General features: G+C 59.4%; 26 protein-coding genes. 5 read left to right on the top strand and 21 right to left on the bottom strand.

Features of this window, described 5'->3' with window-relative positions; translation table 11 throughout:
- Positions 1-8: 8 nt before the first annotated feature.
- A complete protein-coding gene (gene folP, locus P4G45_RS16445) occupies positions 9-875 on the bottom strand; it encodes a dihydropteroate synthase (RefSeq protein ID WP_348267556.1) in 867 nt (288 codons plus the stop codon).
- Between the two features lie 85 nt (positions 876-960).
- Between folP and dacB the strand changes: the two genes are divergently transcribed.
- From dacB to P4G45_RS16465, 4 genes are all read left to right on the top strand, one after another.
- Complete coding sequence (dacB, locus tag P4G45_RS16450) at positions 961-2,616, top strand: D-alanyl-D-alanine carboxypeptidase/D-alanyl-D-alanine-endopeptidase (protein ID WP_348267557.1); 1,656 nt, start codon at positions 961-963, stop codon at positions 2,614-2,616.
- Positions 2,617-2,717: 101 nt separating this feature from the next.
- Positions 2,718-3,455 (top strand): sulfite exporter TauE/SafE family protein, encoded by a 738-nt coding sequence (locus P4G45_RS16455; protein WP_348267558.1) that lies wholly within the window; start codon positions 2,718-2,720, stop codon positions 3,453-3,455.
- A gap of 17 nt (positions 3,456-3,472) precedes the next feature.
- Positions 3,473-3,817, top strand: a complete 345-nt coding sequence (locus P4G45_RS16460) for a cytochrome c (RefSeq protein ID WP_348267559.1) — start codon at positions 3,473-3,475, stop codon at positions 3,815-3,817.
- Between the two features lie 18 nt (positions 3,818-3,835).
- Entirely contained in the window at positions 3,836-4,195 is a 360-nt protein-coding gene (locus P4G45_RS16465) for a hypothetical protein (RefSeq protein ID WP_348267560.1), read from the top strand.
- A 6-nt stretch (positions 4,196-4,201) separates the two neighbouring features.
- Here the strand turns inward: P4G45_RS16465 and P4G45_RS16470 are convergent, their stop codons facing one another.
- From P4G45_RS16470 to P4G45_RS16535, 14 genes are all read right to left on the bottom strand, one after another.
- The gene (locus P4G45_RS16470) at positions 4,202-4,957 is read right to left on the bottom strand and encodes a YIP1 family protein (protein ID WP_348267561.1); all 756 of its coding nucleotides are present in this window, start codon (positions 4,955-4,957) and stop codon (positions 4,202-4,204) included.
- A gap of 129 nt (positions 4,958-5,086) precedes the next feature.
- Positions 5,087-5,578 (bottom strand): biotin/lipoyl-containing protein, encoded by a 492-nt coding sequence (locus P4G45_RS16475; protein WP_348267562.1) that lies wholly within the window; start codon positions 5,576-5,578, stop codon positions 5,087-5,089.
- Positions 5,575-7,083: an acetyl-CoA carboxylase biotin carboxylase subunit gene (accC, locus tag P4G45_RS16480; protein ID WP_348267563.1), complete on the bottom strand. Its 1,509-nt coding sequence runs from the start codon at positions 7,081-7,083 to the stop codon at positions 5,575-5,577. The genes P4G45_RS16475 and accC overlap by 4 nt, the downstream gene beginning before the upstream one ends.
- 298 nt (positions 7,084-7,381) lie before the next feature.
- Positions 7,382-8,200 carry a hypothetical protein gene (locus P4G45_RS16485; RefSeq protein WP_348267564.1) on the bottom strand — a complete coding sequence of 273 codons (819 nt, stop codon included), beginning with the start codon at positions 8,198-8,200 and terminating at the stop codon, positions 7,382-7,384.
- Between the two features lie 225 nt (positions 8,201-8,425).
- The gene (locus P4G45_RS16490) at positions 8,426-8,860 is read right to left on the bottom strand and encodes a biopolymer transporter ExbD (protein WP_348267565.1); all 435 of its coding nucleotides are present in this window, start codon (positions 8,858-8,860) and stop codon (positions 8,426-8,428) included.
- A 67-nt stretch (positions 8,861-8,927) separates the two neighbouring features.
- Positions 8,928-9,374 (bottom strand): ExbD/TolR family protein, encoded by a 447-nt coding sequence (locus P4G45_RS16495; RefSeq protein WP_348267566.1) that lies wholly within the window; start codon positions 9,372-9,374, stop codon positions 8,928-8,930.
- 173 nt (positions 9,375-9,547) lie between these two features.
- A complete protein-coding gene (locus P4G45_RS16500; protein WP_348267567.1) occupies positions 9,548-10,288 on the bottom strand; it encodes a MotA/TolQ/ExbB proton channel family protein in 741 nt (246 codons plus the stop codon).
- Positions 10,289-10,409: 121 nt separating this feature from the next.
- Positions 10,410-11,138 (bottom strand): TonB family protein, encoded by a 729-nt coding sequence (locus P4G45_RS16505; RefSeq protein WP_348267568.1) that lies wholly within the window; start codon positions 11,136-11,138, stop codon positions 10,410-10,412.
- Positions 11,139-11,241: 103 nt separating this feature from the next.
- Positions 11,242-12,204: a protein translocase subunit SecF gene (gene secF / locus P4G45_RS16510; RefSeq protein WP_348267569.1), complete on the bottom strand. Its 963-nt coding sequence runs from the start codon at positions 12,202-12,204 to the stop codon at positions 11,242-11,244.
- A gap of 77 nt (positions 12,205-12,281) precedes the next feature.
- A complete protein-coding gene (secD, locus tag P4G45_RS16515; RefSeq protein ID WP_348267570.1) occupies positions 12,282-13,889 on the bottom strand; it encodes a protein translocase subunit SecD in 1,608 nt (535 codons plus the stop codon).
- Between the two features lie 134 nt (positions 13,890-14,023).
- Positions 14,024-14,341, bottom strand: coding sequence for a preprotein translocase subunit YajC (gene yajC / locus P4G45_RS16520; protein ID WP_348267571.1), 318 nt, complete (start codon positions 14,339-14,341; stop codon positions 14,024-14,026).
- 185 nt (positions 14,342-14,526) lie between these two features.
- Positions 14,527-14,919, bottom strand: a complete 393-nt coding sequence (locus P4G45_RS16525) for a DUF3037 domain-containing protein (protein WP_348267572.1) — start codon at positions 14,917-14,919, stop codon at positions 14,527-14,529.
- Positions 14,903-15,685 carry a HipA family kinase gene (locus P4G45_RS16530; RefSeq protein WP_348267573.1) on the bottom strand — a complete coding sequence of 261 codons (783 nt, stop codon included), beginning with the start codon at positions 15,683-15,685 and terminating at the stop codon, positions 14,903-14,905. Before P4G45_RS16530 ends, P4G45_RS16525 begins: the two co-directional genes overlap by 17 nt.
- Before the next feature lie 24 nt (positions 15,686-15,709).
- Entirely contained in the window at positions 15,710-17,833 is a 2,124-nt protein-coding gene (locus tag P4G45_RS16535; protein WP_348267574.1) for a M3 family metallopeptidase, read from the bottom strand.
- 89 nt (positions 17,834-17,922) lie between these two features.
- On the opposite strand from P4G45_RS16535, the gene P4G45_RS16540 reads away from it, so the two are divergent.
- The gene (locus P4G45_RS16540; protein WP_348267575.1) at positions 17,923-18,435 is read left to right on the top strand and encodes a heme-degrading domain-containing protein; all 513 of its coding nucleotides are present in this window, start codon (positions 17,923-17,925) and stop codon (positions 18,433-18,435) included.
- A 149-nt stretch (positions 18,436-18,584) separates the two neighbouring features.
- Here P4G45_RS16540 and P4G45_RS16545 read toward each other — a convergent pair whose 3' ends face one another.
- From P4G45_RS16545 to P4G45_RS16570, 6 genes are all read right to left on the bottom strand, one after another.
- Positions 18,585-20,000 (bottom strand): NAD(P)/FAD-dependent oxidoreductase, encoded by a 1,416-nt coding sequence (locus P4G45_RS16545; RefSeq protein WP_348269278.1) that lies wholly within the window; start codon positions 19,998-20,000, stop codon positions 18,585-18,587.
- Between the two features lie 95 nt (positions 20,001-20,095).
- Positions 20,096-21,250 (bottom strand): tRNA guanosine(34) transglycosylase Tgt, encoded by a 1,155-nt coding sequence (gene tgt / locus P4G45_RS16550; RefSeq protein ID WP_348267576.1) that lies wholly within the window; start codon positions 21,248-21,250, stop codon positions 20,096-20,098.
- Between the two features lie 30 nt (positions 21,251-21,280).
- Positions 21,281-22,300: a VWA domain-containing protein gene (locus P4G45_RS16555; protein WP_348267577.1), complete on the bottom strand. Its 1,020-nt coding sequence runs from the start codon at positions 22,298-22,300 to the stop codon at positions 21,281-21,283.
- Between the two features lie 14 nt (positions 22,301-22,314).
- Positions 22,315-24,690 (bottom strand): GH92 family glycosyl hydrolase, encoded by a 2,376-nt coding sequence (locus P4G45_RS16560; RefSeq protein WP_348267578.1) that lies wholly within the window; start codon positions 24,688-24,690, stop codon positions 22,315-22,317.
- Between the two features lie 63 nt (positions 24,691-24,753).
- On the bottom strand, positions 24,754-25,791 hold the full coding sequence (locus tag P4G45_RS16565; RefSeq protein WP_348267579.1) for a Gfo/Idh/MocA family oxidoreductase: 1,038 nt from the start codon (positions 25,789-25,791) through the stop codon (positions 24,754-24,756).
- Complete coding sequence (locus P4G45_RS16570; RefSeq protein WP_348267580.1) at positions 25,792-26,013, bottom strand: hypothetical protein; 222 nt, start codon at positions 26,011-26,013, stop codon at positions 25,792-25,794.
- Positions 26,014-26,029: the final 16 nt, after the last annotated feature.

Here is a 26,029-nt window from a genome sequence, read left to right on the forward strand (position 1 = left end):
CGAATCGCTTAAAGCGCAGCGAGGATACGATCGGCGATGGCAGCAGCTTCGACAGCAGCCCGGACATCGTGGGTGCGCACGATATGCGCGCCATTGAGGATCGCGGCCACATTCGCCGCAGTCGTGGCGTGGAGGCGGAATTCTGGTGGCGGCAGGCTCTCGTCGTAGAGCGGCGCAAGCGCCTGAGCGAGGAAGCCCTTGCGGGAGACGCCGGCGAGAATGGGCAGATTGAGCTGCTGAAGCTGATCGAAATGAGCCAGCAATGGATAGTTTTCATCGAGCCGCTTGCCGAAACCGAAGCCAGGATCGAGAACGATTCTGTTGCGCGGGATTCCGGCGGCGGTGGCCACTTTGATCCGCTCGCTCAGCCCGGCTAGAACAAGCGGAAGGATATCTTCGGAAGGGAGCGGAGCCTGCGTCGCCCAGTCCTGCGGACGGCCCCGTGTGTGCATCAGGACCGTACCGCAGCCTAGCTGAGCGCAATTTTTGGTCATGGCTGCGTCCCAGAGATGGCCGCTGACATCATTGACGATCTCGACCCCGGCATCGACAGCGCACACCGCAGTGGATGCGTGGTGAGTGTCGATGGAGAGAACGGTCCCGGGCTTCTGGATAAGGATCGCCTCGATTACGGGCAGGACGCGGGCCTGCTCTTCGTTGGCCGTGAGCGGAATTGCGTTGGGGCGGGTAGATTCGCCGCCGATATCGAGGATCTGGGCGCCGTCGTCGAGCATCTGGAATGCCTGGGTAAGGGCGCGTTCCGGTGCATGCTCGGGCGAATAGAAGTGGCCGCCATCAGAGAAGCTGTCAGGCGTGACATTGAGAATGCCCATGATCAATGTGTGCTGGCCGAGCGCGAGGGTTCTACTGCGCATTTGCCAGTCGAAATGAGTGCGGCGGACGAAGGACATAGTTGAAGGTTAGACGCAGACTGCCGAACAGGGATGCTAGACTGCGCGGATGCTCAGGTTTGCTGGACGTTGTGCTGTGATTTTGTTGAGTGGGATGATGTTCTGCGTGCCTGCCGGGGGCCAGACACATCACCAGACGCACCATAAAAGGCATCGGGCGAAGCCGCTCAAGGTGCAGATTGCGAAGCTGCTGGATGATCCGACAGTGGAACGCGCGCACTGGGGCATCGCCGTGGCGAAGATGGATGGCAAGCCCATCTATAGGCTGAATGCGGGACAGTTCTTTCAACCTGCCAGCAATGCGAAGTTATTCACCACGGCTGCTGCTCTGGACTTGCTTGGAGCGGACAGGACATTCGAGACCACCGTCGTGGGTGAGGGCGTCTTTACGGGAGCGGAGCTGCTGAAGGGAACGCTGACCATCGTTGGCAGCGGCGATGCGAATCTTTCGGGGCGGGAGTTGCCCTACATCGCGCCAGCGGAGAGACCGAAGCACGCTCCCCCTGCTGCCGATCCGCTGCGCTATCTGGAGGCAATGGCGGACCAGGTGGCGGCAACCGGGTTGAAGCGTCTGGATGGGGACGTAGTGGGAGACGATCGGCTGTTTGCCAATGAAGGGTATCCGCAGGACTGGGCGATCGACGACGCCGTTTGGGGATATGGTGCTCCGGTGAGCGCGCTGACGGTGAATGATAACCAGATCAAGGTGACCGTCACTCCGGGCGCCTCTCCGACGATGCAGGCCGTGGTGACGATGAATCCACCTTTCCCTTACTACACTGTGGACGCTTCGGGTCTGGCCACCGGGGCGGCGGGGAGCGGAAGCCATGTGCAGATGGTGCGCATGCCAGGATCGATGGTGCTGCAGGTGTTTGGGTCGATCGCGGTGGACGCGCACCCAGTAGTGGAAGAGGTGGCGATAGCAGATCCGGCAGAGTATGCGGCGATGGCCTTCAAGAAAATGCTCGAAGCGCGGGGAATCGTGGTGACGGGAAGGGCGCGCGCGGAGCACCAGCTGCAACGATATTCGAGGGACATGGTTGAATGGTCGACCGAAATTGGGGCGCAGTTGGGCAGCAAGTTTGCTGACGGAGAAGAGATTGGAGAATGCGGCGCGGTCTCTTCGGGGGCAAGCGTCAGTGGCGTGCGGTCGGTAGTTTTGGCGAGACATCAATCACCCGCGCTGCTTGAGGATATTGTGGTCACCAATAAGGTGAGTGAGAATTTGCACGCAGAGTTGCTCTTGCGCCACCTCGCCAGGCGTTATGCGTGCGATGGATATGCAGCGCAGGGGGTCGGTGCAGTGCGGGCGTTTCTCACCGCAAAGGTGGGAATCGACCCGAACGATTTTGTCTTCTTCGATGGCTCGGGACTAAGTGGGCATGACCTGGTAACGCCGCGGGCCACGGTGCGGCTCTTGCAGTATGCAAGCATGCAGCCCTGGTTTGCGGGGTGGAAGACCTCGCTGCCGGTGGGCGGGGAGGATGGGACGCTGGCGTTTCGGTTTGCCAAAGCTCCGCTGAAGGACCACGTCTTTGCCAAGACAGGGACGCTCGGAGAGGCGCGGGCTCTCTCGGGCTATATCGAATGCGCCAGTGGACGCACCGTGATCTTTTCGATCATGGTGGATCAGCACGCTCCCCACAACCATGCGGATGAGGGTGTGATGGACAGGATTGTAGCGGCGATTGCAGCGACGAATTAATGCCTTTCCGTCGGAGAACATGCTGGAACGCACTCGTAGAATAGAGAGATGGAGCGTGGCCAGTTGTCCGTCTTTTTAGACACGAACGTGTTGGGCAATTGATGGATGCCGCTACTTCGCAGGTGCTGGTCGTGGTATTCCTGGCCACGTTCATCCGGTCGGCGTTCGGGTTCGGCGAGGCGCTGTTTGCCGTGCCGTTGCTGGCTCTTTTTATTCCACTGAAAGTTGCCGCGCCGCTGGCGGTGTTGGTATCCATTACGATTGCGGCTGTCGTCGTTGCACAGGACTGGCGCAAAATCCATGTGCGCAGCACGGGATGGTTAGTAGGCGCGACGCTGTTTGGGATTCCCATAGGCCTGCTGCTGCTGACGAGCAGCCATCAACAAGCAGTGCGGGTAACGCTGGCGATTTTTATCATGGCGTTCGCAGTGTATTCGTTGCTGGGCAGCAAACCACCCGAGTTGAAGCACGACAGCAAGGCGTGGCTTCTGGGCTGCGGGTTTATCGCAGGCGTCTTCGGCGGAGCGTATGGGATGAACGGGCCACCGCTGGTGATCTATGGAGCGATGCGGCGCTGGTCGGCCCAGCATTTTCGCGCGACCCTGCAGGGATACTTTCTGCCCGCGAGCATCATCGGCATGGGCGGATATTGGCTGGCGGGGCTCTGGGTTCCGGCGGTGACGCATTACTACCTGCTGAGCTTGCCTGTGCTGCTGCCGGCGATCTGGCTGGGCCGGGTGGTGAATCATCGCCTGCACGGAGATATTTTTCTGCGATACGTTTACGTCGGTCTGGCAGGCATCGGCGTCGTGCTGCTCGCGCAGTCCGTACACAGGTAGGGTGAGAGAATAAATTCATGGTTCGAGCTTCTTTTTTGCTGATGCTGGCCTGTGCGCTGGCAGGCTGTAAGTCTGTACCGCCTCCCACACCACTTTCGCAGTTGAACGAGCAGCAGATGCATGGACATGCTGTCTTTCAGACACACTGCGGATCCTGCCACTATGACCGGCGGGATGCTGCTCTGCATGGACCTTCGCTGCTCGGTGTCTACAAAAGGCCCTATCTGCCGAGCGGGGCGCCAGCCAATGATGAACGGGTGACGGCGACAATTCTGCACGGGCACGGGTTGATGCCAGCGGCGGGAAACTCAATGGATCAGCAGGATTTGGACGATCTGCTGGCATATCTGCACACGCTTTAGGAAACAGGAGCAGCAACGATGGCGGATGAACCGAAGGCTCGAGGACAGATGCTGCCAGGCGTGGCGGGAATCTGCCTGTTTATGCTCTTTCTGACGTTGATGAACGTGTTTGGGGCAATGCGGAACACCTTTGGCATGGGCGTGGCGAAGTACGGTGTGCTGGCGCTTTGCACGCTTCTGGTCGCGGGCATCTTTGGTCTGCTGCGCATGCGACGCTGGGGATGGGCGCTGGTGCTGGCCGGATGCGTCATGCTGTTCACCGGCGATTTCTTCTTTTTCGAAAAGACCCGCAGCGGCTTTTTTCTGATTCGCGGAATGTTTTCGCTGGTCTTCTTTCTTTATCTGGTGCGGGACGAAGTGCGCAGCCGATTACGCTGAAATGCGCTAGCTGAACGCGGCCGCCGAGGCTACGCTGATGATGAGAATCAGCACCCACCACCCTACGATGACCGCCGCTGCCTTGCCGCGACTTACCCTCGCCACGATGGACGTCCCAATCACCAGCAGTACCAGCGTCCATATCCCAATGATGTCAAAGAAGCCGAGCGCCGCCTTGAGGCCCGCTCCGGCATCGGGAAAGTAGTAGCCGAGATTGGTTCCCACCGGGTTTTTCAGGTCGAACGCCTCGGCATTGCCGCCGAAAAAGAGCGTCAGGATCGTCAGCAGCCCTATCAGCAGCTTGGGCAGCCCGCAATACATCCATAGACAGAACATCTCGCCGAAGGTCGTACTTGCTCCCAGCACGAAGTTGAACGTAGCCCAGAGCCCCAGCGCCGCAATCGCCGAGAAGAGCAGGATCAGCAGCGGAAAGGCATAAGACGTGTACATGTATCCGACCGTCATTCCATGCATTCTTGCTGCATGCTGCTCCGGGGTCAGGCTCGCCATCGCGTCCTGCTGCTTTGGACTGGCCTGAATCTGATTCTCCACCACCCGTTCCCACCCTACTTTAGAGGTGACCGTGGCAGTTACACCCAGCGAGATAATCACCGTCAACAGAAACGGCAGCCACCAGCTCCTGTTGCGCAGAATGTCGGTAAACGTCTTTGTGGGCGCGATAAACGTGTCCACGACACGCTCCACCTGGCTCAGTCCGGGTTCCGCCGCCTGTCCCTCCGCCACCACTACGCCATCGCTCATAGAGTCGCTCTCAATCAGCTGTATTAAGTTCGAAAGGAATTGTAGCCCCGAAGACGAGAATTGGCATTGAGATTCGCAGGGAGAAAGACCGAAGGTCTCGCCTTGCTTCTTTGACACCTCCCACGCCCTCTACTCGACTACCACCAGCACATCGCCTGCCCCGACCGTATCTTCTACCGCTACGGCCACGCGAATCACTCTGCCTGCCTTCGGAGACTTCAGCTCGTTCTGCATCTTCATCGCCTCGATCACGACGACGCCCTGTTGCTCGGCGACATCGCCGCCCACAGCAACCAGTACCCGCACTACGCGTCCCGGCATAGGAGCTTTCACCGTACGGGGTCCCGCCGCGCCCTCGCCCACACCACGCCGCCCTTGCAGCGAACGGGGATCGCTCACCTCGAACGCGAACCGTTTGCCGTCGATCAGCACCGCATCCCCATCCAGAACGCAGCGGTATTGACGGCCCTCCACCACGAGGGACATCACCCCAGGCTGCAACGTCTGCGCATCCACGGTGACGGCTTTGCCGTCGACGACACACTCCAGCGCTCCAGCGGCGCCAGCGGACGGCAGCTCCACTCGTCGCTTCTTGCCTCCGATCTCGATCCAGACGGTCACGTACGCAGCCCCTCCTGCCGCCCAGCCGTGGCCCACCTGCTCTGCTGAACGCTGTCCGCCACCGCTGGCGTTCTTTCGCAGCCGGACACAGCCAGCAACGCCGCGGCAATCGCTACAACCTCGTCAGCGACCGTCGCCTCGTCCACCGAAGCAGCGCGAGCCAGTAGTCGTTCCAGATAGCCTGTATCGATGCGTGCGGCACGAAAATCAGGATCGTTCAGAATCCGGCGGAACAACCCGATGTTCGTCTTGATCCCGCCAATCACATACTCGTCGAGCGCCCTCAGCATCCGGTCGATTGCCAGCTCGCGCGTCTCGGCAAACGCCACCAGCTTGGACAGCATGGGATCGTACTCCAGCGGCACAGTCCAGCCCGCATAGACGCCGCAGTCCTCGCGAATGCCCGCGCCGCCCGGCTGCACCAGCCGCGTAATCAGGCCGGGCGATGGAAAGAAGCTATTCTCCGGGTCTTCGGCGTAGATGCGGCACTCGATCGCGTGGCCGCGCAACTGCACGTCCTCCTGCTTCAAACCGAGCGGCTCGCCCATCGCCACCCGAATCTGCATCCGCACCAGATCGAGCCCCGTGACCAGCTCGGTCACGGGATGCTCCACCTGCAGGCGGGTGTTCATCTCCAGAAAGTAGAAGTTCTGGTCGCTATCCACCAGAAACTCCACCGTCCCCGCGTTTACGTACCCCGCGGAAAGCGCCAGCCGCACCGCAGCCTCGCCCATTCGCCGACGAAGGTCTTCCCCGACAACTGCGGACGGAGCCTCCTCGATGACCTTCTGATGCCGCCGCTGCACCGAGCACTCCCGCTCGCCCAGGTACAGGCACCTGCCATACTGGTCCGCCATTAACTGGATCTCGATATGGCGTGGCTGCTCAATGAGCTTTTCGATGTAGACCTCACCCGAACCAAAGCTGCGCTCAGCCTCGCTGCTGGCCGCCGCGTAGGCCGCAGCTAACTCTTCCCGCGCGGCCACGGCCCGCATCCCCTTGCCACCGCCACCAGCAGCCGCCTTGAGCATAACCGGAAAGCCAATACCCTCCGCCACCTTCAGCGCCTCCTCAGCCGACGTCAGCCCAGTCACGCTGCCCGGCACCCGAGGTATCCCTGCCGCGTCGGCTGTCTGCCGCGCCCGCGTCTTCGAGCCCAGCACGCGCATGGCGTTTGCCGGGGGGCCAATGAACGTCACTCCGGCCGTCGCACAAGCCTCTGCAAATTCTGCATTCTCCGATAGGAAGCCGTAGCCGGGATGCACGGCGTCGGCACCGCAATGTCGTGCCGCTTCGAGAATGAGGTCGCCACGCAGATAGCTCTCAGACGCAGGAGCAGGACCTAGCCGGTAGGCCTCATCCGCATGAAGGACATGCAGCGCCGCGCGATCGGCGTCGGAGTAGACGGCTACCGTCCGCAATCCCATCTCCCGGCAGGCGCGAATCACCCGCAGCGCGATCTCGCCGCGATTCGCAATCAGGACTTTTTGGATGGTCCGTCGCAAGTGGCAATTTTACCCTAGCTGGAACAGCATCCGGGCGGTGCTCGCAAGAGCGTTTCACAGGTGTCACGGTCTTCTGTTAACCAACGAAGCTCTCCATCTCCTCGAGAAATATTGCGAACGCTCAGCACATTTGTATCCACGTACGAGAAGAAGAGCCCGACCTCCCGCATTGGAGAAGCTTCTCTAGTCGTCCTACCTTTCAGACGGTGGATCTATATCAGCATGGCATTCAGCAAAGGGAAGAGCCTCTCCATGATAGAGAGGCTCTTCCGATACTTCTAAATCAGCGAAGCAGCGACTACATCGTTACGCCACCAGGAGTCTTCGCTTCCTTCTTCTTCTCGTTGATCTTGCGCGCGCCCAGGGCCTTGTCATTCCACTGATCAGCCTCTGCCAGATCAGCCTTCCGGGCCGCATCGTCGCCGCACTCCATTTGTGCCTTAATGCGGTTGGTCAGATTGAGATAAGACATTGCCTCGTCGTAGGTCGGGTTGATTTCAACGGCCTTATGCAGGTTCTGCAATCCGTCGTTGACGAGGTCCGTATTCTGCTCCTTCATCTTCTGGCATGCTGCCTTGCTCTTCTTCACATTGCCATTGGCATCATCGGTGAGCCCATCGGCCGCGAGAATGCTAATCATGTTCTTATACGACTGCATCCAATCCACGACGCCGATGGTGTAATACGCCTCGGCATCATTCGGATCCAGCGCAATCACTTTTTTCTCATACTCTTTCGCAGGCTCAAACCGCTTGATATTGCGGTTGATGGAGGCCATCTGCCGCAGGGCCGTCAGATTGTTCGGGTCCTTCTGGAGGGTCGCCTGGAAGCCGTCAAGGGCCTTCTGAGCAATCGCGATGTTCTCGGGAGTGTCGAGATTGGGCACCACCTGATACGAGTAAGCGGTGGCAAGATAGAGCTTCGCATCCTCGTAGTTTGGATCAAGCGCGATGGAGTTCTGGAAGTGATTGACCGCTTCTTCGTATTGAGCGTTCTTGAATGCCTGTACACCCTTGGTGAGCTGGTCGCGTGCCTTCAGGCGGTTGCATCCAGTTACAGAACCAAGCAGCAGCGCCAGCAGAGCTGCAGTAACCGGAATCCGTGCGGTTAATTTCATGGGGTGTATCGTCTCCTTCAAAATAGGCGCGTTGATCTCTGGGACAAATAAATTGATAAATCGAATTCTTCAGCTTGCCCGCTTGATTGTAATGGTATACGCCCCAGCGTGGCTAGAGGACAAACCATTTATCCTACGAAACACAATTTTGACAAGACTGGCAGACAAGCAACGGGCGGTAGCCGGATAGCCACCGCCCTCTGCCCGAGTCTCAGCACGAGCCACTCACTGGCCCGCTTCAATCCTTGGGGTAATGATTCCAATATTGTCTACCCCGGCCTGATGACCGAAATCGACCACCTCCGCAATCTTCGCGAAGTCAAGGTTCTTATCCCCCTTGATGAACATCACTTTCTCCTGACGAGTCGCAAAGATTGTTTCCAACTGCGATTCGATCTGAGATTTATTGAAGTCGGTCTCGTTGATCTTGTAAGCAGGTGCACCGGCCCCGTTCGACAGGACCTGGACAACGATGGTCCGGTCGTTCTGCTGGTCCTGCGTCTTGTTCTTCGGCGGTTGGGGCACCAGCGTCTGCAAGCCCTTGGGGGTTACCGGCACGATCACCATAAAGATGATCAGCAATACCAGAAGAACGTCGATAAGCGGGGTTACATTGATCTCGGAAACCGATCCGCCCGAAGTTCCAGCGCTCATTCCCATAGCAAATCTCCTTGTCTACTTCGACTGCCCGAGATGAATCGAGCGCGCCGCCTTACAGATGTGTGGCCTACTTGCCCGTCATTACGTTCGTTTCGCTATCGTTCTTCTCCGTGAGAAGCCCGAGCTGGTTGACGCCTGCCGATCGGATCCCGTCAATGGCATCCATGACCTTACCGTAGTTGGCGCGTTGATCTGCGCGCATGAAGACCTCTTTATCGGTCTTCTTTTCGAGCAACGCCGAGATCTTGGTGCCGAGGTCGTCGGTGTTGACCTGATTGGCGCCGAGGAACGTTCTGCCATCCCGAGTCACCGCCACGGTAACGGCATCTTCCTTGTTGGCGTTCTCCATCACGATTGCCGAAGCGGCAGTCGGCAGATCCACATTCACCTTGTTGTTCAGCATGGGGGTGATAACCATGAAGATGATCAGCAGCACCAGCATCACGTCCACCATCGGCGTTACGTTGATGTTTGAGTTGACCTTCTTGCCTTCATCCCGCTTATTGATGCCCATAACGTCGGCTCCGTCCGGTTCGTCCGGCTTACTATTTCCTTGCGGTCCCTGCGGTAGCACTCTGCCCTTCGGACGCCGTTCGCTGGCGGCGTCCGAAGGGCCTCGGCTGAGGCGTGATTCTCGCAGGTTATTGCTTTGCAGCTTGTCTGTACAAATACAACGCTTGCTACTTTTTAGCGATGGCTCTGCTTGATGAAGTAATCAACCAGTTCGCTGGAGCTGTTATCCATTTCAACGTCGAACGCTTCCACCTTGCCGGTGAAGTAGTTGAACGTCATAACGGCGGGGATCGCGACGAGCAGACCCATGGCGGTCGTCACCAGAGCTTCCGAGATACCACCGGCGACCGCGCCGATACCCGAGGTCTTCTGGGTGGCGATCTGCTGGAAGGCGTTTAGGATTCCGACGACGGTTCCGAAGAGGCCGATAAAGGGGGCTGTCGAACCGATGGTCGCCAGACCGCCAAGGCCGCGCTTCAGCTTCGCATGGACGATAGCTTCAGAACGCTCGAGAGCGCGCTTGGAGCTTTCTACCTGCTGCTCGGTGATGCTGCCGCCGGAACCGAAGCTGCGGAACTCCTGCAGGCCAGCCGTGACAACCTCTGCCAGATGGGACTTCTTGGAACGGTCTGCAACCTTGATCGCCTCATCGAGACGGCCGTCCTTCAACGCGCCGGCAACCTTCGGCGCGAACTCGCGCGACTGCTTACGGGCTGCGGAGAAGTACAGAGCACGATCGATGATGACAGCCAGCGACCAGATCGACATGATGAAAAGAATGATGACGACGCAGCGGGCGAGCCAGCCCATGTTGCTCCAGAGACCGAGGACACTGAAGCTGACCTGGGCTTCCTGGAAAAACAAGCCGAGCGAAGTAGGTACGTGAGCGAAATTTGCGAGATGAGCGAGAATCACTTGGATATTTCCTCCTGGTGTAAATCTATTCTTCTGAAGCTTGACCCGTGAATACCCCGAACGTACGACAAAGCTTCAGGGAGGCTCACGGATAGACGGTGCTGAGCCTGCAAAGGTTGTTCTAGCCGCCCATATTGAAGTTGACGGACACGGTCGTATCGACTTCCGTGGGTTCGCCATTCAGGATATACGGCTTGTAGCGCCAGGTGCGAACGGCATCGACCGCACTTGCCCGCAACATCTCTGGCCCGCTGATTACCTGCAAGTTCGTAATACTCCCGGTCTTGGAGATAATGGCGTGCAGAACGACTGTGCCCGAAACGTGCGCTGCGCGTGCAATCGGAGGATAGGTCGGGTTAACCCCCCCAATCTTGTTACCAGCGACAACGCCGCTCGATACGCGGACGACCTTTGGCTTCTCCACGCGAACCACAGGAGCGGGAGCTGAACCGATACCGCCCATGACACCACCGGGGACGCCGCTGCCACTACCCATGCCGCTCATTCCGGCGACACCCGCAACTTGCGGGGGAGGGGCAGCATCTTCCTTCAGCATCTTGATGTCTTTGGGGATCTTGGTCGGCGCATGAAGGCCCTGATCGATCTCAGAGACCATCTTGATGGGCTTGACGATCTGCTGCGGCGGTGGCGGTGGAGGCGGGGGTGGAGGCGGCGGGGGCGCCGTCAACATCGCCGTCAACGCGGTATGGGGCAGCGCTTCAGGATACAGCAGTGGAATCAAGATCATGGTCGCCACGATCAGACCATTGAAGACGAGCGTAACGATCATCCAATACTTGGATTTGCTCTTGATCTTTCCACCGGACTCGATAATTGAATCTTCAAACATAATATGCAGCCTCTTTACTGTGAAGAAGAGCTATGTTTCTTAGACACCGCGCCGTCCGAATTTGTTCCCAGTCGAGATCTAACTCCTGATGCCACCCAACCGATTATGTTCTGGCCCGCTTTGCCGCAGGCAGAACAGCCGTCTTGCCCCGCTTTGCCCGCCACTCCTGGTACGCCACCAGCATCGGTGCCGCCACAGCAATAGAGGAGTACGTCCCAATCAAAATACCGACCACCAACGCGAAGGAGAAGCCATTCAGCACCTCACCGCCAAACAAATACAGGCAGAGCACCGTCATAAATGTCAGACCCGATGAGATCACGGTTCTGCTCAGTGTCTGGTTAATGCTCCGGTTTACCAGATCGCCCAGGGGTTCCCTCCGCGAGAGCGCGAGGTTCTCGCGTATGCGGTCGAAGACGACGATAGTGTCGTTCATCGAGTAACCGATCAAGGTAAGAATTGCAGCGATAACCGTAAGCGTAATTTCTTTGTTCGTCAAACTGAAAGCGCCGATGGTGATGAGCGTATCGTGAAACACCGCGGCAACCGCAGCCACGCCGTAGATCAGCTCAAACCGAAACCACAGGTAGATGAGCATTCCCAGCAGTGAGTACAGCGTTGCCTCGATGGCCTGCTCCTGCAACTGCTTACCGGCGGTAGGACCTACAATCTGGACCTGCTCGATAGTGAAGGCGGAGTCGTGGTAGTTCGCCGACAAGGCATGTTCGACGGCCTCACGCCCCGCATCATGCGCCGTATCGGTCGCGGTGGACTCAGGCAGCGAAATGATGACCTTGTTCGCCGCATGGCCGCTGGGGTCGCTGACGCGCTGAATGGTAAAGTCGCGCACGCCAGCCTGGTCCATGGCATGACGGACGTGCTCTTCATTCGGCATCTGGGTGAAGTCGACGCGGATCTGCGTGCCGCCCTTGAAGTCCACGCCTAGCGGAACATGGTGCCAGAACGCCATGCTCAAAATGCCGGCGATTGAAAAAACCAGAGAAAACCCCAGGAAATACCACTTCTTCCCGAGCCAGTCGATATTCGGATTATGAAACAGTTCCACGCTCTTACGCCCTCAGCGGCAGCCCATCGGGTCCCGCAATCTCTCAAACAAAAAATCTAAATCGGCACTGCCGCGAGCTAAATCGACAGCGTTGCGCCGCGTTCTTTTCTCTCCAGAATCGCATCGAAGATAACCCTCGACACGTAGACCGCAGTAAACAAATTGGCCAGAAGACCGAACACTAGCGTCACCGCAAAACCCTGCACCGGCCCCGATCCGAAAAGGAACAGGATCGCTGCCGACACGATGGTCGTGACGTGGGTATCGAAGATGGTGGTCCAGGCATGGGCAAAGCCCTGCTGCACGGCGACGGGAGTGCTCTTGCCATTACGCAGCTCTTCACGAATACGCTCGAAGATCAGCACGTTCGAGTCGACGCCCATACCAATGGTCAAGATGACGCCGGCAATACCCGGCAGCGTCAGCGTCGCCCCTGCAAATCCCATGAAGCCCAGCAGAATCACCAGGTTCAGGATCAGCGCCAGGTCCGCATTGATACCCGCGCCCTTGTAGTAGATCAGCATGAAGATCATGACTGCCAACATGCCGGCGACGGCTGCAATGACACCCTGACGGATGGAGGCCGCACCCAGACTCGGGCCGACGACCCTGGTTTCAAGGTAAGAGATCGACGCAGGCAGCGCGCCCGTGCGAAGCATCAACGAAAGGTCTGATGCCTGCTGCTTGGTGAAGCCACCTGTGATCTCGCCGTTATCGCGAATGGCACCATCGATTGAAGCAACCTCGCGGACCTTGTTGTCCAGCAGGATAGCCATCGAACCCGGCGTTGCACTGCTTTTACTGTGCGTCGAGGTGTACTTGTAGAAGCGGTCGCCCGCCTCGGTCGTGAGGGTGAAATGGATGTTCGGGCGGCCGTTCTGGTCGGTCGACGGCTGCGCGTCACGGAAGTCCGTGCCTTCTACCTCGCTGTTACGCTTCAGCAGCCAGACCTGGTCGGGCATCCCGGCAGAACCCGAGCCATGCATCAGCATGGAGTCCGGAGGAATCGCTCCATTGTTGGCCTGCAAGGCTTCCGCATCGGTGCCGTAGGGTCCGCCCACAACTGCATGAATCGACAGCTTCGCGGTGGACTGAATTACATCTTCCACTTCGGCTGGATCTTTGACGCCGGGTAGTTCGACGAGAATCTCGTTTTCGCCAAGGCCATACTTCTGAATCTGCGGCTCGGTTACACCCAGCTTGTCGATACGCTCGCGGATCGTGTCGATCGATGTATTGAGCGTCCGCAGGTTCAGATCGGCGATCGCCGACGGCTTCATCGTCAGCGTCGAATTGCCGGCGGAGTTAGTCGCCACATCGTAATTGGCGTAGTCGTTACCCTCGAGCACGCCTCGTGCATCGGCCAGCTTCGTCGGCGGAATTCCGCTGACGACGATGGTCTCGGGATTCGCCGGATCGGTCTTGCCCACGGTCGCCCCGGTAATGCCCGCCTTCTGCAGATCGGCTTCGAGCCGCGCGACGTCGTGATCGGTGGTCGAGGTCACCGCCTCGGCCACGTGCACCTGCAGCACAAGGTGGACGCCACCTTTGAGGTCAAGCCCAAGATTGATATGCCTCAGAATCGACTGCTTCAGGCCACCATGCGGTATGCCAAGGAAGCCGAAGACGAAGACCAACAATATCCCTACGATGAATGCCGCCTTAGCGGTCAGATTCTTGCCCATGATCTTTATTGAAGGAACGACCGGCAGCACCAGATTGCGGCACAGCGATCGTCATCCTTACTTCTTCCTCGTCCGTAAATTAACGGTTGTATCTCAGCTTGCTAAAAATGTCTGTATCGAATGCCCTGCAGATTCTATGCTGCCGGCGTATCGGTCGTCACTGCGGCGACGGCCTGCTTGGCGAACTCCAGCTTCACTCCGTCCGGCTGGACGCGCAGAATGAGGCCATCTTCCTTCACTGTGATAATGGTTCCCTTAATGCCGCCATTGGTCGTGACACGGTCGCCGGGCTTCAACTCCGACAACATGGTCTGCCACTTTTTCTGCTTCCTCTGGTTCGGCACGATCATCAAAAAGTAAAGCGCAACAAAGAACAGGATCGGCAGCGCCAGTCCGCCCAAATTGCCCAGCCCAAATCCGCCTGCCGCACTCTGCAACCACATTGCCAGCATCAATAAAACTCCGTTCCACCGCTTAAACTCACTGCAGCCCGCGCAGCTTTGAAACATGCGCAATTGAAGCGCTCAAACCGACGCGGCTTCGCTATCAGGCCGTAAAAGGGTGCCTAGCCCCTAAGCATCGCGTAACCGTCACGCCATGTCAAGGCGATGCCATGCTGGCGCCCCGTTGCTGCGACTTATTCCACCAGAAGCCGCCGCGAAAGCTGCTCCACCGTCTGGCCCAGCGTCAGCTTCGGACCCTCGCACAATCCGCTATGCACCGGCGAGACCTGAATGATCGTACTGCGCGGCGAAACCAGCCAGTGAAACCGCTCGCGCTGGCTCAGTCGCGCAATCGGTCCAGCCGATGGATCACCCGCGCAGATCTTCGGAATCGCCTCCAAGTGCTTTCGTACCAGTTCGATATCCACCTCAGGCCAAAGCGCCTTCAGCCGCGCCTCGTCCACCTGCACGCGGGCCTCAAGAAAGCGGTGCTCCAGGCAGAACACGATGACGCCCGCATTGATAAACTCTCCTCGCTCGACGCGCGGCACCACACGCACAACGGCGTAATCAAACGAGCTCGGCACGGGCACGGATCGCCTCCTCAACAAATTTTGATGAACCCTTCAGCCGCCGTGTGAAGAAGTCGAGATACACCGCTCGTTTCTCCTCCGCACTCAAATCCTTCGCCTCGGGCAGCAGCCAAGCGTCGGGCACATCCTCCAGAATCGCCGCAAAAACCTCTGGATTGAGTTTTTTATGAGCCACAGCATCGGCCTCTTCGAGGGCACTCGCCCAGGGCAGAAGAATATGCTGCTTCACCTGTCCGAACGGACTCTCGGCCTTGTCGGCCATGCTCTTCCAGTCGTGATGAAAGTACAGCGCCGCTCCGTGATCGATGAAGTGAAGCTCCCGGTGCCAGCACAGCAGGTTCGCATTCCGCGCCGTGCGGTCCACATTGGCAACAAACGCATCGAACCAAACGGCCAGCGATGCCGTCTCCGCGTCTGCGGTATCTCCGGCTGCCGGGTCGAACATTGACGATCCCGGCAGATAATCCAGCGCCAGATTCAACCCCACGCTCGCACGCAGCAGGTCGCGAATCTCCTCATCCGGCTCGTTCCGTCCCAGCGCCGCGTCCACATCTACCAACACCAGCTCAGGAACCCGCAGTCCCAGCGCTCGGCCTATCTCGCCAGCAACCAACTCCGCCACCAGCGCCAGCGGCCCCTGTCCCGCGCCACGAAACTTCAGCACATACAGGCCCAGATCGTCGGTCTCGATAATCGCAGGCAGCGATCCGCCCTCGCGGAGCGCTGTAACGTACTGTGTCGCCCGAACCGTTCGAATCATCCCTCACAGTGTAGCGATTCGAACCTACTTGCCGCCCGCAGCCGTCTCCTTTGGCGCTGGCTGAAACTCCACCATCATCCATGTCTTCAACGCATCGATACTCTGCGGTCGTCCCAAAAAGTCCTTCACCAGCACCGCCGCGGGCCTGGTCGCACCCTGCTCCAGCACGGTCCTGCGGTAGCGCATCGCCGTCGGCCCATCCAGCAGATTTGCCTTGTCGAACTGCGCGAAGAAGTCCACCGCAATCACCTTATCGAGCACATAGGTGTAGTAGTTCGACGCGTATCCGGTCAGGTGCGTGAAACTCGTATACATGCGGTCGCCATCAACAAACGTGAACGGCGAAAACCGCTTCGTATCCTCCTGCAGCAGAGCGTCAAAGTCCACATCGGCCGGCGGGCGGTCATGCAGTTGCAGCGAATAGTTCGCATACAGCAACTGCCGCTGCACCCAGCGTCCACGCCCGTAGGCGTCGGCGGCATTCATCCGCTCAAACAGGTCCGCCGGAATCGTCGCGCCCGTCTTATAGTTCTTGGCAAACGAAGAGATGATCGTCTTGTCGCGGAACATCTCTTCGAGCATCTGCGAGGGAGCCTCGACAAAATCTCCCTCGACGTTGAAGCCGCCCTGTCCCGACCACTGCCCCTGCCCGCCAAGAACGTGATGCATCAGGTGGCCGAACTCGTGAAAGAACGTCACCACCTCGCTGTACTCCATCAGCCCCGGATCGCCCGCCGTTCCACCGGAGAAGTTGCAGATCAGCGCACCCTCAGGAAGCTGACGCCCGCGAATCCCCGGGACCATCGGCGCGCTCGAGAACCACTTGTCTTTACCCTCGCGTGGGTGCATGTCAAGATAGATCCGGCCCAGCTTCTTCCCCTTGTTCGCGCCCCCTGTATCGAACACGTCGAAGACCGCCACCGAGGCGTCCCACGTCTTTGCGTCCGTTACCGGCCTGAACTCGACATGGAACAGCCGTGCAGCCGTCTTCAAGATTCCCGCCTGCACCTCGTTATAAGGAAAGTAGGGGCGCACGCTCTGCGCATCAAAGTTGTACTTCGAGCGGCGGTACTGCTCCGACCAGTACCCGGCGTCCGCATCGGAGATGCTGCTCAACCCGGGCTGCTGTTTCTGCGCAAAGGCCAGCAGCTCCCCATACTCACGCTTGCCGATCTCCCGCGATGCATCGTCCACCTGATTCAGAAAAGCCTTCAGATTGCTGGCCGAGCCGATCATCTGATCCGCCGTCGCCAGGTCCGCATAGGTGGCATAGCCAAGTGTCGTCGCCAACTCCTGCCGCGCCATCAGAATGTCCTTCAGAACCGCCACATTCTTCGGATAAGCCCGGTCCGTATAAGCGAGAAACATGCGTTTGCGCAGGTCAGCGTCCTTGGCAAAACTCATCACCGGCGTGCTGTCCGGCGAGTCGGTCGTCAGCGTGTACGTCCCATCGGCGGCGGGTTTATGCCGTGCAATATAGTCGGCGGGCAGACCATCCAACTGGGCCTTCGTCGCCGTCACCTTGCGCACATCATCGGCGATATTTCTGCCGAAGACCAGTGACTGCGCGGTAATCCTGTCCTGCAACTGGCGAATCTTCGCCCGCGTTGCATCGTCCTTATCCACACCCGAAAGCCTGTACTCCAGCAGCGTCCGCTCCAGATAGTGTTTCGTCGCCGCGTCGTTGGCGGGCAGCGGAACCGCCGCCAGCGCTTTGTAGACTTTCTGGTTCAGGCTCAGATCGGTCGCAGCAGAAGCGACCGCTGCCACCATCGCCTGTCCCTTATTGCGCACCTCCGCCGAGTCGCCCACCGCAAACATCAGGTACGACTCATTGCCCGCGATCGCCAACTCATTCTGCGCGTCATCGAAGGGCCGCAGCGTGTTCTCCACCGTATGCGCGCCCGTCACCGCGATCACCTTATCGATGTTCGCCTGCGCCGCCGCCAGCCGGTGCTGCGCCCACGCATCGAGCGACGCCGGATCGCTCCCCTCATTCCACACGTGTAGCGGATCTTGGGTATTCGCCTGTGCCTGCGCTGCAATCGAGAGGGCCACGATCAGCGCCCCCGCTCCGACTCGGACTCCGGCGCCCCATAAACCGGCACGAACGATTCCCTTGGACCGCGACAAGAAATTGATGGCCACATAGGCTCCTCATGTAAAAAGGTTGAAGCTGCAAATACTTTCGTTCCGCGAGTATATCGCTGCGAAGCAGCCGAAAAGGAACAAATTCAATGGCCCTCACCGACACCTCGGAAGACCTCGCCGCCATCGCCCGACAGGAAGCCAAGCTCATCTTTCCCACCTTTGACGCCGAAACCGCATGGCGCCTCGGCACCTCCCTCCGCGAACTCGCCGTCGCCCGCGGCCACGCCATCGTCATCGATATCCGCCGCTTCGGTCACCCGCATCAGCCGCTCTTCTACACCGCGCTCGCAGGAACTACTCCCGACAACGCCCGTTGGGTCGAACACAAATCGAACGTGGTCGCCCGCTTCCACCGCAGCTCCTATCAGGTAGGCCTCTACCTCAAACACAACAACACCACGCTCGTCGAAAAATATTCCCTGTCCGACTCTGAATATGCCACTCACGGGGGCAGCTTCCCCATCCACGTCGCCGGAGCAGGCATCATCGGCAGTGTCACCGTCTCCGGCCTGCCGCAGCGCGAAGACCACAACCTCGTCGTCGAAGCGCTCTGCCACGAACTCCGCCTCGACCACGATAAACTCCGCCTCCCCGGCTAGAAGCCTATCAATCGACCACGGATCAACACGGATCATCGCGGATAAAGACCGGAACGCAAAAATCTCTGTGGTCTTTAAAAATCAGCGCAAATCCGCGTTCATCCGTGGTCGTTCTGTTTTTAAATCGGTGTGATCGGCGCCTACCGGTGTTAAGTTTTCCCAGAATCCCGAAGCGCCTGCACCGCCGCCAGATGGCCGCACATCCCATGCACCCCGCCCCCCGGCGGCGTTGAAGCCGAGCACAGATACAGCCCCTTCGCCCCCGTCCGGTACAGCGACAGCGCAGGCCGCGCCACCATCTGCCCAACCGTCATTGCACCGCCCGAAATATCCCCACCAATGAGGTTCGCATCCCAGTCTTCGAGCGCCTGCGTCCCCATCACATGCCGCGCCAGCACACACTCCCGAAAGCCGGGGGCAAACCGTTCCATCTGCGCCTCGATTGCCTCCACCGCCGACCCCTCCCACCCATTCGGCACATGACAATATCCCCACGCCGTATGCTTCCCCGCAGGCGCACGCGTCGCGTCGAACAGACTCGGCTGCGTCACCAGCACAAAAGGCCGCGCCGCAATCTCCCCCCGCCAGGGCGCACTCTCCGCAGCCGCAATCTCTTCCATCGTTCCGCCGACATGCACCGTCGCCGCGCGTAGACACTCCTTTGCCCGCCACGGAATCGCCTCGCTCAGCGCCCAATCCACCTTGAACGCCCCCGGCCCATAGGCAAACCGCTCCATCTTCTTCGCATAGCCCTGCGACAGCCGCGCTCCGGCAATCTGCCGTAACTGCTGCGGCGAAACATCACACAAGATCGCGTCCACCTCTCCCAACTCACGCAGATCCGAGATCTTTGCTCCCGTCCGAATCTCCCCACCAAGGCTCACAAAATAAGCCGCCAGCGCATCCGAGATTGCCTGCGCGCCGCCCTCGGCGATCGGCCAGCCAAACGCGTGTCCCGCCGCGCCCAGCACCAGCCCAACCGCCGCGCTCATCACACTCTCCAGCGGCCTCACCGAATGCGCCGCGCACCCGGCAAACAAGGCCCGCGCCCGCTCGCCGCGAAACAACATCTTCCCCAAAGCAGTAGCGGGCAGCATCGCGAACACGCCAAACCGAGCCAGCAACAAAGGATGCCGAGGCACGTGCAGCACCGGCCCCAGCAACTCGCCGCATAACTCTGTCCAACTCTCGACAAGCGGCTCCATCAGCCGCCGCCAGGCCGCCGCATCCTCACCAAGCCCCGCCGCCGTCGCCTCGAGGCTATGCTCAAGCATGACCGCCGAACCATCAGCCAGAGGATGCGCCATCGCCGCCGCAGGTTCAATCCACCGCAGCCCAAACTGCTCCAGCGGAAGCTGTCGGAAGAACGGCGAAGCCACGCCCAGCGGATAGACCGAAGATCCCACATCGTGTCGAAACCCCGGTAGCGTCAACTCCGCCGTCCGCGCCGCCCCACCCACAGTCTCCGCAGCCTCAAAGACGGTCGTCGCCACGCCCGCCCGAGCCAAAGTAATCGCCGCGCTCAAACCATTTGGCCCCGCCCCGACAATCGCCGCCCGCTTCATCTCAAGCAAAGCATAGCGTAGTCAGGCAGCGCTCATCGGTCCAGCTTGGCCGAAGCCAGCACCGCCTCCGCAAAAGAAACAGGCTGGCGGTCCGCCTACAAAGTTGACTGGGAACCCACAGCAGCAACCATCTCGGAACGCACCCGCTCCATCGTCGCCAGATAGAAGTGCAGGTTATGCACCGAGTTCAACGTAAGCCCCAGCGCCTCCCCCGACACATACAAGTGCCGTAAATAAGCCCGCGAATACCTCCGGCAAACCATGCAACCGCACGTTTCATCGATCGGCCGGGCATCCTCGGCATACTCCTTGCGCTTGATGTTCATACGCACCACCGGACCACCAGCCTCCTCGCGCATAAACACCAGCCCATGCCGCCCCGCCCGCGTCGGCAGCACGCAGTCCATCATGTCCACGCCCATTCGCGCATACTCTTCAATCTCGTCGGGATAGCCCACGCCCATCACATAACGCGGCTTGTCCTTTGGCAACCACTCCAACGTCCGCGCAATCATCTCTCGCGTCACCTCGCGTGGCTCGCCTACCGCCAGCCCGCCAATCGCATAGCCCGGCAGCTCCATCTCTACCAGCCGCTCGGCTGACTCCTTCCGCAAATCCGCATACATCCCACCCTGCACGATGCCAAACAGGCTCTGCGTCTTCCCCCCGCGCTCTTCAAACCACGGCACGCGCTCTTTATTCGCTTCAAAATGATCCTTCGACCGCTGCGCCCACGCATGCGTCAGCCCCATCGAGTCCCGCGTCCGCTCATAGGTCGCCGGATGCTCCACGCACTCATCGAAGACCATCATCACATCCGCGCCCAGCGCAATCTGCACGTCCATCGAGTGCTCCGGCGAGAAGAAGTGCTTGCTCCCATCGAGATGCGACCGAAACTCCACGCCATCCGCCGTCACCTTGCGCAGGCTGCTCAGGCTGAATACCTGAAACCCGCCTGAGTCCGTCAGCATGGGCCGCTCCCAGCTCATGAAGCGGTGCACGCCGCCCATCCGCGCAATCAACTCATGTCCCGGCCGCAAATAGAGATGATAGGTATTCGCCAGAATAATCTGCGCCCCCATGCCATCCGCGCCAATCTCCTCAAGCACCCCCTGCTCGACGGCCTTCACACTGGCCGCAGTCCCCACCGGCATAAACACCGGCGTCTCCACCACCCCATGCGGCAGCACCAACCGCCCGCGCCGTCCCCCACCGACATCCGTCCCATCAACCTGAAACTCAAGACCCATCTCAAGATTGTAGAAGCAACAGTACGTAGCTTACGGCTGCGCCTCGAGCCAGTAGTTCCTCCGCGCCGAAACCAGCAGCTCCGGATGATGCACCAGCCGCACCGCGATCGTATGCAGCCCTGTCGTCTGCGAGGTCGGATAGAAGCTCAAAATATAGCGATTGCGAATATGGTTGTTCAGCACGTTCAGGTCATCGCCCAGCTCAACCGCATTATCGAAGCTGCTCGTCTCCCCACCCGACAGCGCAGCGATCTCCGCGGACATGTTCTTATGCATCGCCCCAATCGCTGCATTCAGAGGAACGCTAAGGTCGTAATACCCCAGAAATGATCCCGCCGCTGGATTAATCGTAATCGGAGGATGCGGATGCGACGAATGTCGGAACTCCTGCCGGAGCGTCGTCTTCTCCGCTGAAAACGTCATGCTGTAGACCGCCGTATTCGTCTCGCCCAGATCGCGAACAACGTCCTTCGCCTTCGCATGACTGCCGTCATCATGCTCCTGGCTGATCAGCAGAATCGCCCGCCGCATATTCGCCGGTTGCTGCTTCAACAACCCAATCGCATACTCAAGACCATCGAAGACCGCAGCCCCGCTATTGCCCGCATCCGGATGATCGATAGCATCCTTCCACTGCGCCACGTCCGACGTAAACGGCGAAGCCGCCTCCGGTCTGCTGTCGAAGTTCACAACCGAGACCTTGTTGGGAGTGACATCGCCGGGTGCAGGCCCAAGAATGGAAGCGATCATGGTGTCAAGATTGGCAAAGCTCGGAAACTGGCCACGAGCCGCGCCACCTGTCTGCATCAGCAGCACCAGCGACAGCGGACGGCTGCTCGCATCCTCCAGCATCACCTTCTGCGGAACGCCGTTATCGGTCAGCACAAAGTCGTCGGCCTTAAGCGAAAAGACCAGCTCCTTGCCCGCAGTCTCAACCAGCGTAGGCACAACCACCAGGGTGGTCGTCGTATGCAGCGTCGTCTGCGCAAACGCCGCGCCACTCAACACCGCAGCCAGAACGCCTGATTTGAGAACAGCAGCCTTCGTCATTTAGAAACCCCGAATCAATGAGCCTCCGACATGGAAAAAGGTCTCGAAGCAGTAGACGTAGCCCACGTCTTATTCGGCTTATCGCCCATCACAAAGCGCAACTCGCCTCCACCCATAATCTCCTCATGCTTTAGAAAACTGCGTATCAATGGCTTGCCATTCAAACTCACACTCTCCACATAAGGATGGTTCGCACTCAGCCTCTCCGCTACCACAGAGAACTTCTTCCCATTCGGCAGATTCATCGTCGCCCGCTCCACAAATGGCCGCCCAATCACATACTCATTCGATGCAGGCGCAACCGGATAAAACCCAAGCCCAGTGAAGATCAGCCACGCCGACATCTGCCCAAGGTCGTCATTGCCCACCAGCCCGTCCGGAGCAGGCTTGTACTGGCTCTCAACAATCTGGCCCAGCCTCTCCTGCGTCCGCCACGGCTCGCCCGCATAGTCGTAAAGATACGCAAGATGATGGCTCGGCTCGTTGCCATGAACATACTGCCCGATCATGCCAGCCATATCTTCCACATCCGCATAGTCCTTCGGATCGACCTTCGCGTCGAACATCGCATCCAACTTCGCGATCAGCTTCGCATCGCCGCCCAGCAACCGAATCATCCCCGCCTCATCCTGCGGCTGATACCACGAGTATTGCCACGCGTTGCCCTCGGTAAAGCCGCTATCCGCGCCAGCCCGCGCCGGATTGAAGGGCTCGCGATAGCTTCCATCCGCGAGCCGCGGACGCGCAAACCCAACTGAAGTATCGAAGACATTCCGCCAGTTGCCGGCACGTTTCTCAAATCGCTCGGCGACATCGTTCCGCCCCAGCTTGCGCGCCATCTGCGCAATCGTCCAGTCGTCGAACGCATACTCAATCGTCTGCGAGACCGCCTCTCCATGCGAACCCGGCTTGCCCCCATCGACCGGCACATAGCCCAGCTTCATGTACTCCCCCAGATGCCCATAGGGAGCGTAATCAGCCGTCGCCACCATCGCATCCAGCGCCTTATTTGCGTCGAAGCCGCCGATGCCCTTCATATACGCATCCGCAATCTCCGGCACTGCGTGATAGCCGATCATGCACCACGTCTCGATCCCCTGGAACTGCCACACCGGCAGCATCCCAAATGGGCTCTCCTGCTGCGAGGCCAGCATCGACCGCACCAGATCGCTGGTGCGCGTCTGCGGCTCAATCAGCGTCATCAGCGGCTGTTCCGCGCGATAGGTATCCCACAGCGAGAGGCTCGAAACAAACTGAAATCCCTGCGCACGATGCACCTGATTATCCGGCCCGCGATAGCTTCCATCCACATCCATCGCCAGGCTGGGAGCCAGCAGCGAATGATACAGCGCCGTGTAAAGATTCTGCCGCATGGCTGGCTCGGCATCGAAGCTCACCGCTCGAAGCGCCTTCTCCCACGCACTTCGCGCCGCAGCACGCACCGCATCGAAATCAAACCCCGGAACCTCCGCATCGAGATTCGCAATCGCGCCCTCTTCGCTCACCGGAGAGATAGCAACCTTCACCACAAGCGGCGCACTCAACCTGCCGAAATCGAACGTGGCAATCAACCCACGCCCCTCCATCGCTTGCGTATCCTCGGGCGTATTGCCCGGGGTCTTGAAACCTTTGTAGTCAATCGGCAGCGGCTCGCGGTCGACCAACTGGTGCCCGGTCACAGGCCGCGAAAAGCGCATGGCAAAGTAAAGCTGCCGTCCCGGAGCCCATCCCCGCGTCTCGCGCATCCCCGTCACCGTCCCATCCTGCCGAATGCGAACACGCGACCAAAGTACCTTGCCCGGATAGTTATAGATCGACGACCGCATATCCAGCAGCAGGTGCGCCTCTTTGTCTGCGGGAAAGGTATAACGATGCACGCCCACCCGCGCCGTCGCCGTCAACTCCGCGCGAACACCGTAGTCGCTCAGCGTCACCGCATAGTATCCCGGCGCAGCCTTCTCCGTTGCATGACTAAACCGCGACCGATACCCCGACAGCGGCTTGTCCGCATCGCCCGGCTCCAACCGAACCTCTCCGGCAATAGGCTGAATCAAAAAGTCGCCAAGGTCCGAGTGGCCCGCCCCGGAAAAATGCGTCTCCGAAAACCCAAGAATGGTCGAGTCCTCGTAGCGGTATCCGGCAGCCCACTTGTAGCTGTGCTTGAAATTGTTGATCTGCGTATCCGGACTAAGCTGCACCATCCCAAACGGCACCGTAGCGCCCGGAAAGGTATGCCCATCGGCACCGGTTCCAATAAAAGGATTGACCGAGTCATACGCGCCCGGCTGACGCAGCGTCTGCGCGCAGGCCGGTCCCGCAAAAATTCCAATCGTAAGAGCAAAAAGACAGACTGAGCGCAGAGACGAGCAGACGAGTATAGAAGCAGGCATAATCACGATTGTCTCAGCACAGCCCTCAAGTCAGAATCATCGAGGACAAAAAACTTACGTCATTTAAAGCCCCGTCCGCTCCGCATGGGCGGCAATCGCACGATTTATCTCCAGCGCCAGCGCCAGCGCGGCGCGGCCATCCTCACCTGAGACGACCGGAGCCGAACGCTCATGCACGGCCTTCAGAAACGCTTGCACCTCCAGCCGCAACGGCTCACCCTGCTCGACCGCAACCTTAGTAAGCGAGAGCCCAGCCGAAGGATGCTGACCGCCAGCCTGCGCTGCCTGCGCCATGGCGGCAAGCTGAGCCGGGTCCATCCCGGCCGCAGCCGCCACGTCGATCATCAATAGGTCCTGCCGCGCAAAGTCGAGCGAGAGATACTGATGCGGCTGAAAGAACCGCAGCTTCCGCACCCTCTCCGTGCTCACGCGGCTGGCGGTAAAGTTGGCCACGCAGCCGTTCTCGAACTCCACCCGAACGTTGGCGATATCCACCTTGTTCGAGAGCACCGGCAGCCCCACCGCCCGCACCTCGCGCACCGGCGAGGCCACCAGGCTGAGCACAATGTCCAGATCATGGATCATCAGGTCCAGCACGACATCCACATCGAGTGATCGCGGCGTGAAGACGCTCAGCCGATGGGCCTCAAAAAACATAGGACGGTGCAGATACCGCCGCGCCGCAGTCACCGCAGGATTGAACCGCTCCAGATGCCCTGCCTGCACAATGCGCTCATGCTTCCGCGCCAGTTCTAGAATCCGGTCAGCATCGGCGAGATTCGCAGCGAGCGGCTTCTCCACCAGCAGATCGACGCCCGCAGCCAGCAAAGGCTCCGCAGCCACAGCATGATGAACCGTAGGCACGCAGATTGAAGCAGCATCCAGCTTGCCGACAGTGTCCAAACAAGCCTCGATGCTATCGAAGCCAGCGATACCAAAGTCGGCAACCGCCTTCTTTACGACAGCAATATCGCGATCGACAACAGCCACAAGCTGAATATCGCAGCCAGCATCCTGAAGCTCACGATAGACGCGGAGATGATTGCGCCCGAAGGCACCCGCTCCGACAACAGCGACACGCAGTGGATTCGTACCCGCCACTTATTTGCTGGTTGGGTTGCTGATCGGCGCCTCGACAGCCTGGCGGCAACGCGCATAAAGCTCGAGCAGATTCGTCACCTGATCATCGGATTTCGCCGTCGCCGTGACGCCAAAGCCGGTGGCACCGGCGCCTTTGCTGCCAACATTGGCCTGAGCAGCGACAAACTTAAGCAGATCGAGCGCGATATCTTCCGTGCGCCGCGCCGTTGTGGTCGATTCCATGAAGTCGTTCCTCATT

Source organism: Edaphobacter paludis, from assembly GCF_039993895.1.
In the GTDB taxonomy this organism is placed as follows: Bacteria; Acidobacteriota; Terriglobia; order Terriglobales; family Acidobacteriaceae; genus Edaphobacter; species Edaphobacter paludis.

What these genes read in the sequence shown, in the direction of transcription:
- folP (WP_348267556.1), bottom strand. Translation starts at nt 875, where the DNA reads ATGCGCAGTAGAACCCTCGCGCTCGGCCAGCACACATTGATCATGGGC.
- dacB (WP_348267557.1), top strand. Translation starts at nt 961, where the DNA reads ATGCTCAGGTTTGCTGGACGTTGTGCTGTGATTTTGTTGAGTGGGATG.
- P4G45_RS16455 (WP_348267558.1), top strand. Translation starts at nt 2,718, where the DNA reads ATGGATGCCGCTACTTCGCAGGTGCTGGTCGTGGTATTCCTGGCCACG.
- P4G45_RS16460 (WP_348267559.1), top strand. Translation starts at nt 3,473, where the DNA reads ATGGTTCGAGCTTCTTTTTTGCTGATGCTGGCCTGTGCGCTGGCAGGC.
- P4G45_RS16465 (WP_348267560.1), top strand. Translation starts at nt 3,836, where the DNA reads ATGGCGGATGAACCGAAGGCTCGAGGACAGATGCTGCCAGGCGTGGCG.
- P4G45_RS16470 (WP_348267561.1), bottom strand. Translation starts at nt 4,957, where the DNA reads ATGAGCGATGGCGTAGTGGTGGCGGAGGGACAGGCGGCGGAACCCGGA.
- P4G45_RS16485 (WP_348267564.1), bottom strand. Translation starts at nt 8,200, where the DNA reads ATGAAATTAACCGCACGGATTCCGGTTACTGCAGCTCTGCTGGCGCTG.
- P4G45_RS16490 (WP_348267565.1), bottom strand. Translation starts at nt 8,860, where the DNA reads ATGGGAATGAGCGCTGGAACTTCGGGCGGATCGGTTTCCGAGATCAAT.
- P4G45_RS16495 (WP_348267566.1), bottom strand. Translation starts at nt 9,374, where the DNA reads ATGGGCATCAATAAGCGGGATGAAGGCAAGAAGGTCAACTCAAACATC.
- P4G45_RS16505 (WP_348267568.1), bottom strand. Translation starts at nt 11,138, where the DNA reads ATGTTTGAAGATTCAATTATCGAGTCCGGTGGAAAGATCAAGAGCAAA.
- secD (WP_348267570.1), bottom strand. Translation starts at nt 13,889, where the DNA reads ATGGGCAAGAATCTGACCGCTAAGGCGGCATTCATCGTAGGGATATTG.
- yajC (WP_348267571.1), bottom strand. Translation starts at nt 14,341, where the DNA reads ATGCTGGCAATGTGGTTGCAGAGTGCGGCAGGCGGATTTGGGCTGGGC.
- P4G45_RS16530 (WP_348267573.1), bottom strand. Translation starts at nt 15,685, where the DNA reads ATGATTCGAACGGTTCGGGCGACACAGTACGTTACAGCGCTCCGCGAG.
- P4G45_RS16540 (WP_348267575.1), top strand. Translation starts at nt 17,923, where the DNA reads ATGGCCCTCACCGACACCTCGGAAGACCTCGCCGCCATCGCCCGACAG.
- P4G45_RS16545 (WP_348269278.1), bottom strand. Translation starts at nt 20,000, where the DNA reads ATGAAGCGGGCGGCGATTGTCGGGGCGGGGCCAAATGGTTTGAGCGCG.
- tgt (WP_348267576.1), bottom strand. Translation starts at nt 21,250, where the DNA reads ATGGGTCTTGAGTTTCAGGTTGATGGGACGGATGTCGGTGGGGGACGG.
- P4G45_RS16555 (WP_348267577.1), bottom strand. Translation starts at nt 22,300, where the DNA reads ATGACGAAGGCTGCTGTTCTCAAATCAGGCGTTCTGGCTGCGGTGTTG.
- P4G45_RS16560 (WP_348267578.1), bottom strand. Translation starts at nt 24,690, where the DNA reads ATGCCTGCTTCTATACTCGTCTGCTCGTCTCTGCGCTCAGTCTGTCTT.
- P4G45_RS16570 (WP_348267580.1), bottom strand. Translation starts at nt 26,013, where the DNA reads ATGGAATCGACCACAACGGCGCGGCGCACGGAAGATATCGCGCTCGAT.